This is a genomic window from Microbacterium sp. (assembly GCF_030149085.1).
In the GTDB taxonomy this organism is placed as follows: domain Bacteria; phylum Actinomycetota; class Actinomycetes; order Actinomycetales; family Microbacteriaceae; genus Microbacterium.
Genome location: NZ_JASBSF010000348.1, coordinates 1 through 7979 on the forward strand (window position 1 = coordinate 1; position 7979 = coordinate 7979).

11 protein-coding genes, 1 tRNA gene and 1 pseudogene are annotated in these 7979 nt (G+C 65.6%); 12 read left to right on the plus strand and 1 reads right to left on the minus strand.

Features of this window, described 5'->3' with window-relative positions; translation table 11 throughout:
* Positions 1–313, plus strand: a pseudogene (locus Q1V87_RS14275) (ribonuclease E/G); the annotation flags it as partial.
* 9 nt (positions 314–322) lie between these two features.
* Here the strand turns inward: Q1V87_RS14275 and Q1V87_RS14280 are convergent.
* A complete protein-coding gene (locus tag Q1V87_RS14280) occupies positions 323–598 on the minus strand; it encodes a DUF4031 domain-containing protein (protein ID WP_300594263.1) in 276 nt (91 codons plus the stop codon).
* 217 nt (positions 599–815) lie between these two features.
* Between Q1V87_RS14280 and rplU the strand changes: the two genes are divergently transcribed.
* The 11 genes from rplU to Q1V87_RS14335 form a co-directional block, all read left to right on the plus strand.
* Entirely contained in the window at positions 816–1124 is a 309-nt protein-coding gene (gene rplU / locus Q1V87_RS14285; RefSeq protein ID WP_195691534.1) for a 50S ribosomal protein L21, read from the plus strand.
* Between the two features lie 21 nt (positions 1125–1145).
* On the plus strand, positions 1146–1403 hold the full coding sequence (gene rpmA, locus Q1V87_RS14290) for a 50S ribosomal protein L27 (protein ID WP_292709323.1): 258 nt from the start codon (positions 1146–1148) through the stop codon (positions 1401–1403).
* 95 nt (positions 1404–1498) lie between these two features.
* On the plus strand, positions 1499–3007 hold the full coding sequence (gene obgE, locus Q1V87_RS14295; RefSeq protein WP_300594269.1) for a GTPase ObgE: 1509 nt from the start codon (positions 1499–1501) through the stop codon (positions 3005–3007).
* Positions 3004–3831, plus strand: coding sequence for a glutamate 5-kinase (gene proB / locus Q1V87_RS14300; RefSeq protein ID WP_300594272.1), 828 nt, complete (start codon positions 3004–3006; stop codon positions 3829–3831). Before obgE ends, proB begins: the two co-directional genes overlap by 4 nt.
* Positions 3832–3841: 10 nt before the next feature.
* Positions 3842–5122: a glutamate-5-semialdehyde dehydrogenase gene (locus Q1V87_RS14305; protein WP_300594275.1), complete on the plus strand. Its 1281-nt coding sequence runs from the start codon at positions 3842–3844 to the stop codon at positions 5120–5122.
* A 51-nt stretch (positions 5123–5173) separates the two neighbouring features.
* Positions 5174–5398 carry a hypothetical protein gene (locus Q1V87_RS14310; protein ID WP_228178960.1) on the plus strand — a complete coding sequence of 75 codons (225 nt, stop codon included), beginning with the start codon at positions 5174–5176 and terminating at the stop codon, positions 5396–5398.
* Between the two features lie 7 nt (positions 5399–5405).
* Positions 5406–6005, plus strand: coding sequence for a nicotinate-nucleotide adenylyltransferase (gene nadD, locus Q1V87_RS14315; protein ID WP_300594278.1), 600 nt, complete (start codon positions 5406–5408; stop codon positions 6003–6005).
* The gene (locus Q1V87_RS14320) at positions 6002–7048 is read left to right on the plus strand and encodes a hypothetical protein (protein ID WP_300594281.1); all 1047 of its coding nucleotides are present in this window, start codon (positions 6002–6004) and stop codon (positions 7046–7048) included. The genes nadD and Q1V87_RS14320 overlap by 4 nt, the downstream gene beginning before the upstream one ends.
* 46 nt (positions 7049–7094) lie before the next feature.
* A complete protein-coding gene (gene rsfS, locus Q1V87_RS14325) occupies positions 7095–7472 on the plus strand; it encodes a ribosome silencing factor (RefSeq protein ID WP_300594284.1) in 378 nt (125 codons plus the stop codon).
* Between the two features lie 76 nt (positions 7473–7548).
* Positions 7549–7621, plus strand: a tRNA-Ala gene (locus tag Q1V87_RS14330).
* Between the two features lie 112 nt (positions 7622–7733).
* The coding region (locus Q1V87_RS14335; RefSeq protein ID WP_300594287.1) for a hypothetical protein at positions 7734–7979 on the plus strand (246 nt) is incomplete at its 3' end.

Genomic DNA, 7979 nt, shown 5'->3' on the forward strand with positions numbered 1-7979 from the left:
GAAGTCGGCCCTTGCGCAGATTGCGGCATCCACGATTCACGCCCCGGTCGATGCGGCGACCGTTGAGGAAGTCGTCGTGGCGGCGGTGCAGGAAGCGAGTGAGTCGGCACCCGAGAAGCCCAAGCGCCGCAAGAAGAAGACAGAAACCGAGAAGCCCAAGTCCGAGAAGGAACTGCTCCTCGATTCTGTGCTCAACGCCCTTCCCGAACCCAAGGCGCCGGGTCAGGGACGCGGGAGGCGTCGTGTGACGACTGCCGCGCTGACCGGCACTCCCGTGTCTGCGACGCCGACGGGTTCTGACGACGAGTCCTGACAGTCGTTGCTAGGTGCCGTGGCGGCGCTCGCGTGCCGTCACACGCAGCCCTGACGCGATGAGGGCGCGAACGAGGGTATGGCCGTCGACGGGCTTCGCCCCGGCCGCCACGAGCCTCTCGTGGGCCTCGGCGGGCACGTCGTAGTGGTCACGGTCGAAACCGCGGCGGGGGATGTCGTTCCGCTCGGCGAATTCATGGAGTTCGGCGAGGTCACTATCGCTGATCAGATGTGACCACAACCTGCCGTGCGCCGGCCAGCGCGGGTCGTCGATCAGAATCGTCACGGGCCGATCATAGGTGGTGGTCAGTGCGGGGCGGCGATGGTGCGCGTCGCTTTGCTACTACGGTGCCGCATCAGGTAAAGTATTCCTTTGGTGCGTCGTGTGCCGCGTTCCGGACGGCGGCACGTCAGGGCCTCGGTTCCGCACCGCAGCGGTCATCCCCACGGATGGCCCCTCAGACAGACCGGAGCACTGTGCTCCCAGAAGAAACAGGTGTGAAGTGGTTTACGCAGTAGTGCGCGCCGGCGGCCGCCAGGAGAAGGTCTCGGTCGGCACGATCGTCGTTCTCGACCGTCTCGCCGCCAAGGTCGGCGACAAGGTCGAGCTTCCGGCAGTGCTGCTCGTGGACGGCGACACCGTCACGACCGACGCTGCGAAGCTCTCCAAGGTGAGCGTGACAGCCGAGGTTCTCGGCGAAGAGCGCGGCCCGAAGATCGTCATCCAGAAGTTCAAGAACAAGACCGGCTACAAGAAGCGCCAGGGGCACCGCCAGGACCTCACGCGCGTCAAGGTCACCGGCATCAAGTAAGACCCAGGAAGAGGCGCAGTAATGGCACACAAAAAGGGCGCAAGCTCTACCCGTAACGGTCGTGACTCCAACGCCCAACGACTGGGCGTGAAGCGTTTCGGCGGCCAGGTCGTGAGCGCGGGCGAGATCCTCGTTCGTCAGCGCGGCACGCACTTCCACCCCGGCGCCAACGTTGGTCGTGGCGGCGACGACACGCTCTTCGCCCTCTCGGCTGGCGCTGTCGAATTCGGCACCAAGGGCGGCCGCAAGGTCGTCAACGTGGTGGCCGCCGCGGAGTGATCTGCAGCTGACATCAGTTTTCGGAAGGGGCGGGCTTCGGCTCGCCCCTTCCCGTCATCCGGCCCCGTAAGCCATCCGAAGACAGGAGAAAGCGCATGGTCACTTTCGTCGACCGCGTCACCCTGCACCTTCGTGCGGGCAAGGGCGGCAACGGATGCGTGTCGGTACGCCGTGAGAAGTTCAAGCCGCTCGCCGGTCCCGACGGCGGCAACGGTGGCCACGGCGGTGACATCGTGCTGGTTGCCGACCCGCAGGTGACGACGCTCTTGTCGTACCACCATTCGCCCCACCGATCCGGCGGGAACGGCGGGTTCGGAATGGGAGACAACCGATCGGGTGCTGCCGGCGAATCCATAGAGCTTCCGGTTCCCCTGGGTACTGTCGTGAAAGACCCGTCGGGCGAGGTGCTTGTCGATCTCATCGAGCCCGGTATGCGTTATGTGGTGGCGCCGGGTGGCCTCGGCGGTCTCGGCAATGCCTCGCTCGCCTCACCGAAGCGCAAGGCGCCCGGTTTCGCGCTTCTCGGGACCGCCGGCTGGGAAGGCGACGTCGTCCTCGAGCTGAAGACCGTGGCTGATGTTGCACTGGTCGGTTTTCCCTCCGCGGGAAAGTCCAGTCTGATCGCCGCCATCTCAGCCGCACGCCCGAAGATCGCGGACTATCCCTTCACAACCCTCCACCCGAACCTCGGTGTCGTCGAAGCCGGTGACGTGCGCTTCACCGTCGCCGATGTGCCCGGACTGATTGAGGGGGCAAGCAGCGGGCGCGGGTTGGGGTTGGAGTTCCTCAGGCACGTCGAGCGCTGCACGGCGCTCGTGCACGTGTTGGACTGCGCGACGCTCGATCCGGGACGGGATCCTCTCACGGATCTCGATGTGATCCTCGCGGAGCTTGCCGCCTACCCGGTCCCTGAGGGGCAACTGCCGTTGCTCGAGCGCCCCCAGGTCATCGCTCTGAACAAGGTTGATGTGCCCGAGGCTCGGGATCTCGCCGATCTGGTGCGTCCGGAACTCGAAGCACGTGGGTACCGCGTCTTCGAGATCTCGACGGTGAGCCGGTCTGGCCTCCGCGAACTGAGCTTCGCGCTGGCATCCATCGTCGCCGAGCACCGGGCCGCGGAGGCCAACACGCCGAAGCCCGAACGTGTCGTCATCCGCCCGCGTGGTGCTGAGCAGGACTTCTCGGTTCGCGTTGAGGGCGGCACGTACGGCCCGATCTATCGCATTCTGGGCGCGAAGCCTCTTCGGTGGGTCCAACAGACCGACTTCCAGAACGACGAAGCCGTCGGATACCTCGCCGACCGGCTCGAGAAGCTCGGCGTCGAAGACGAGTTGTACCGACTCGGAGCAACACCGGGCGCAACTGTCGTCATCGGTGGGGATGACGGAGTGATCTTCGACTGGCAGCCCTCGCTGAGTTCGGTGGCAGAGCTCATGACTGCACCGCGCGGCACGGATCCACGACTCGACCAGAACTCGCGGCGTACTACCGCGCAACGGCGCGAGCGCTACCACGAGCGGATGGATGCGAAGGCCGAGGCGCGCGAGGAACTCGAGGCCGAGCGGCTGGCAGCACGAAGCGAGGCGGAGGACGACGAGCAGTGACTGTGACCGAGCGCGAAGGCCTCTTCGGCTGCCGACGAGTTGTCGTCAAGGTCGGATCATCGTCGATCAGCGGTGAACACGCCTGGCGCATCGACGCTATCGTTGCGGCGATCGCCGCCGCTCACGAGCGCGGCACCGAAGTCGTTCTCGTCTCTTCGGGAGCTATCGCGACAGCTCTTCCGCTTCTGAAGCTCGACGGGCGGCCGGATGACCTGGCGACCCAGCAGGCGTCGGCTGCGGTGGGGCAGAACGTGCTCATGTGGCGATATCAGACCAGCCTCGACAGGTTCGGCATCCTTGCCGGGCAGGTCTTGCTCACTGCCGGCGATCTCGAGAACGCGACACACCGCTCGAACGCACGGCGAGCCATGGAGCGGCTGCTGGGACTTCGCATCCTTCCGATCGTCAACGAGAACGACACTGTCGCTACGCACGAGATCCGTTTCGGTGACAACGACAGACTTGCTGCCCTGGTAGCCCAACTCGTCGGCGCTGACGCTCTGGTGCTGCTCAGCGATATCGAAGCGCTCTACACGCGGCCGCCGGACGAGCCTGGCGCAACCCCCATTCACCGTGTGGAACCCGGCGATGATCTGCACGGCTTCCAGTTCGGATCGGTGGTCGTCAACAGCGTCGGGACCGGGGGCGCTGCCACGAAGGTCTCCGCGGCGCGGCTGGCTGCCGGTGCCGGGGTTGGCGTTCTCGTCACCAGCGCCGATCGCGTTGACGAGGCGCTGCGCGGCGAGAACATCGGCACGTGGTTTGCTCCGAACCCACACCCGGTTGCCTCTGCTCTCACCGGGCCCATCACCGTCGATCGGTAGGCTGGCTCCCATGTCAACCACGCTGATGTCACCGACGGATGCCGTCACCGGTGCTCGGGAACGGATGCAACACGCCAAGCGAGCGGCGCGCACGGTGGGTCTTCTCACTGCGGCGCAGAAGGCCGAGATGCTGAACGCCGTGGCTGACCGACTCGAAGCCGATACCGGCGTGATCGTCGAGGCAAACACGGCAGACGTGGACCGGGGTCGTGAGACCGGGCTTTCGGAGGCGCTCCAGGACCGGCTAAGGCTCGATCCCGCCCGCGTCGCGGCACTGGCGGCAGCGGTGCGCGAGGTCGCTGAGCTTCCGGATCCGGTTGGTCGGGTGCTTGACGAGCGTCGGCTCGAGAATGGCCTGTCGCTGACGAAGGTAGCGGTGCCGTTCGGTGTGGTCGGGTCCATCTATGAAGCGCGCCCCAACGTGACTGTCGACATCGCTGCGCTTGCGCTGCGCTCTGGCAACGCCGTCGTCTTGCGCGGCGGCTCTGCCGCCGAGAACAGCAACCGGGCACTCATCGCGAGCATGCGGGCTGCACTCGAAAGCGTCGGTGTTGATGCCGAGGCAATCCAGACAGTGGATGACTTCGGTCGTGATGGCGCACGGGCGATGATGCAGGCTCGTGGCCTGATCGATGTGCTCGTGCCGCGGGGGAGCGCCCAACTTATCGAGACTGTCGTCACCGAATCGACAGTTCCCGTCATCGAGACCGGGGCCGGTCTTGTTCACATCGTTCTCGACGAGAGCGCGCGAGCTGACTGGGCACTGGATATCGTCGTCAACGCCAAGGCGCAACGGCCGAGTGTGTGCAACGCCGTCGAGACGGTGCTGGTTCACCGTGGCGCCGCTGACCGCCTCGTGCCGGATCTTGTCGGCGCGCTCCAGGCCGCTGGCGTGACCGTGCATGGTGACGCCGACGTGTCGGCTCGCGCCGAGGGCGTCATCCCCGCCACACCCGACGACTGGGCAACCGAGTACCTGAGCCTCGATGTCGCCATCCGTGTCGTCGACGATCTGGATGCCGCGCTCGAGCACATCCGCACGTATTCGTCGCAGCACACCGAATCGATCATCACCGAGGATCCTGCCGCGGCTGAGCGGTTCCTCGCGGAGGTGGATTCTGCGGTGGTTATGGTCAACTCCTCGACGCGCTTCACGGACGGGGGCGAGTTCGGCTTCGGGGCCGAGGTCGGGATCTCGACGCAGAAGCTCCACGCACGGGGGCCCATGGGGCTTCCCGAACTCACCAGCACGAAGTGGCTGGTGCGCGGTGCCGGTCAGGTGCGCGGCTGAGAGCTAAGCTGGGTAGGCGCACTTGTCGCCGCAGCCACGAACGGAGTTTCAATGACCCTCGTCTCGCTTCTTGCCTTCGCCGCAGAAGAGTCGGAGCACCACGGCAACGTGGCATTGGAGACCGTCATCTTCGGGATCATCGCTCTGGCCGTCTTCGGACTTCTGGCGCTCGTGACTGCGTCGTACCGCAACGTCGCTAACCGCCACGCGCACAAGGCGGAAGCGTACGCGAAGACCCACGCGGCTGAGCTGCAGCGATCGGGGCACGGCCACTAGGCATCCGATGTCGGCAGCACGAGCACGCCGAATCGGGGTGATGGGCGGGACGTTCGATCCCATCCATCATGGTCACCTCGTCGCGGCAAGCGAAGTCGCCGACTCTTTCGGACTCGACGAGGTCGTCTTCGTCCCTACCGGACGGCCGTGGCAGAAGAAGAACGAGGTCACGGAGTCCGAACACCGGTATTTGATGACGGTGATTGCGACGGCATCCAATCCCGGCTTCTCGGTGAGTCGTGTCGATATCGATCGCGACGGCCCGACCTACACGATCGACACGCTGCGCGACGTGCAGCGACTCAATCCAGACGCGGATTTGTACTTCATTACCGGCGCGGACGCCATAGCGCAGATCCTCAGCTGGAGAAATCATGATGAACTGTGGGAGTTGGCGCATTTTGTCGCCGTCTCTCGACCCGGGCACGTTCTCAACACCGACGGGCTTCCCGTCGAGGACGTCAGCCAATTGGAGATCCCCGCGCTGGCGATCTCGTCGACGGACTGTCGGGAACGGGTTCGTGGGGGACACCCCGTGTGGTACCTCGTTCCTGACGGAGTCGTCCAATACATTGCGAAGCACCATCTGTATCGGAGCAACGAATGACGAATGAGCAGCAACCGAACCAGCCGTTGACGCGTCGGCAGCTTCGGGAGCTCCGCAGCACGGGTGCAACCCCGATCCTGACGCCCGAGGGCACACCGATCATGCCCCCGGCACAGAACGCGTCGCCCACTCCAACGCCGGTTCAGACGTCGGTCGACACTGATGATCACCAGGATGCCGAGCACGAGCCGGTCTCGGCTGATTCTGCGAGCGACCAGGCATCCGCCAGCGGCGGGACAGCAGACGCTTCCGAGCCTGCAGCGCCAGCTGACTCCTCGAGCGAGTTCACGTCCGCGGCAGCTGAGGGATCTTCATCGGCTGACGAGCTTCCGACTTCGAGCCCGACCGGACCGACGGTCGCAGCCGACGGGGCGCCGCTGACCCGCCGACGTGTGCGGGAGCGCACCGGGAACACGGATGCCCAGACTGTGAGCGGTACTGACGGTGACCACAGGGCGCCCTTCGTTTCGGTTCCGCCGGCGTCGCCGGAGGAGCATCCGATCTCGCAAGCCGCCGCGGGGCTCGCCTCTGACGAACCCGTAGAGCGCGGCACGGTGAGTCCGCAGCTTGGCTCTGCACTGCTTGCGGGCATGGCCACCGAACCCGACCCGCGCCCGAGTTTCGACCAGCTCATCTCCCGTCCGAGCGCGGGATCGACCGGTACTGGCAGCGCGCTGATCGTGACAGATTCACCGCCGCAGGGCATCACCGCGCCGGTCAACGCGACAGGAGAGGTGCTGGTCACCGGCAGCTTGGCCCTTCCCGACCTTTTCGCGACGACCGGTCAGATGCCTGGCACTTCCGAGGCGCTCGACATCGATGCGACGTTTGCCGACGGGGAACTCCCGCAGCACTCGTCGCCGACGCCGATTGCTGCCAGCGCCGCGATCAGCACCGTCAAAACGACAGCCGAGATCATCAAACCCCCTGTGCCCGAGAAGGGATCGCGACTCATGCTGACCCTGGCGATCACCGCCGGGGTACTTGCACTGGCACTCGTAGGCGTCCTGATCCTCGCCTTCGCAACCGGAGTCTTCTCATGACGCGCTGCCCGGGCTGGTCGCTTCGCGCGGGCGCGGAGGCGCGCGCGTGACGGCTACCGACGTATCGAAGCAGATGCTCGCGATTGCCGCTGCCGCGGCGGAGGCCACGGGCGCCGAAGATCTCGTGGCGCTGGATGTCTCGGAGCCGCTCCCTCTTGTCGACATCTTTTTGCTCGCGACCGGTCGCAGCGAGCGAAATGTCGCCGCGATCGCCGACGAGATCGAGGAGAAGCTGCTCGAGGTCGGTCACAAGCGTCTGCGTCGGGAGGGGCGCCAGGAATCCCGGTGGATTCTCCTGGACTTCGGCGATCTGGTCGTTCACGTGTTCCACGAGCAGGAGCGGGCTTTCTACGGCCTGGAGCGGCTCTGGAAGGACTGCCCGGTCGTGCCCATCGATCGGCCGGCGCGGGCGGTAACCGACTGAGGACGGATGCTGCGTCGGTTCGGCTGCCGCCCGCCGATGTAGTAATCTGTTGTAGTTGCCTCTCGGGGCAGCATCCGGGCCTGTGGCGCAGCTGGTAGCGCACCTGCATGGCATGCAGGGGGTCAGGGGTTCGAGTCCCCTCAGGTCCACGCGAGAAAACGCCTGATTAGCAGGCATTTTCTCCAACTCCGGGCGAGTTTAGACCCCCGTGAGAACCGTTATGAGCCCCACGTGTGGGGCTCCGGGACTCCGGAGGTCATCATGTCCACTACTCGCGATCACGTCGTCACTGCCTATCGTGACGAGCATGGCACGTGGAAGGCTCGCTGCAGGTGTGGCATTCGCTGGGAGGGCGAGCGCACCAGGACGCTGACTGTCGCCGCGTGCCGCCAGTCCTGCCATGTCGGCCAGGTCGAGGCGCTCGAGCGTGCGATCCCGTTGCAGGTTGCAGAGTACGCGCGCGGAGCTGATCCATGGGGTCTCACCTATGCCAGGGTGAACCTGCGG

Excerpts from the sequence above, each read along its gene's own strand:
- rpmA (WP_292709323.1), top strand. The coding sequence starts at position 1,146 with ATGGCACACAAAAAGGGCGCAAGCTCTACCCGTAACGGTCGTGACTCC.
- obgE (WP_300594269.1), top strand. The coding sequence starts at position 1,499 with ATGGTCACTTTCGTCGACCGCGTCACCCTGCACCTTCGTGCGGGCAAG.
- Q1V87_RS14305 (WP_300594275.1), top strand. The coding sequence starts at position 3,842 with ATGTCAACCACGCTGATGTCACCGACGGATGCCGTCACCGGTGCTCGG.
- Q1V87_RS14310 (WP_228178960.1), top strand. The coding sequence starts at position 5,174 with ATGACCCTCGTCTCGCTTCTTGCCTTCGCCGCAGAAGAGTCGGAGCAC.
- nadD (WP_300594278.1), top strand. The coding sequence starts at position 5,406 with ATGTCGGCAGCACGAGCACGCCGAATCGGGGTGATGGGCGGGACGTTC.
- Q1V87_RS14320 (WP_300594281.1), top strand. The coding sequence starts at position 6,002 with ATGACGAATGAGCAGCAACCGAACCAGCCGTTGACGCGTCGGCAGCTT.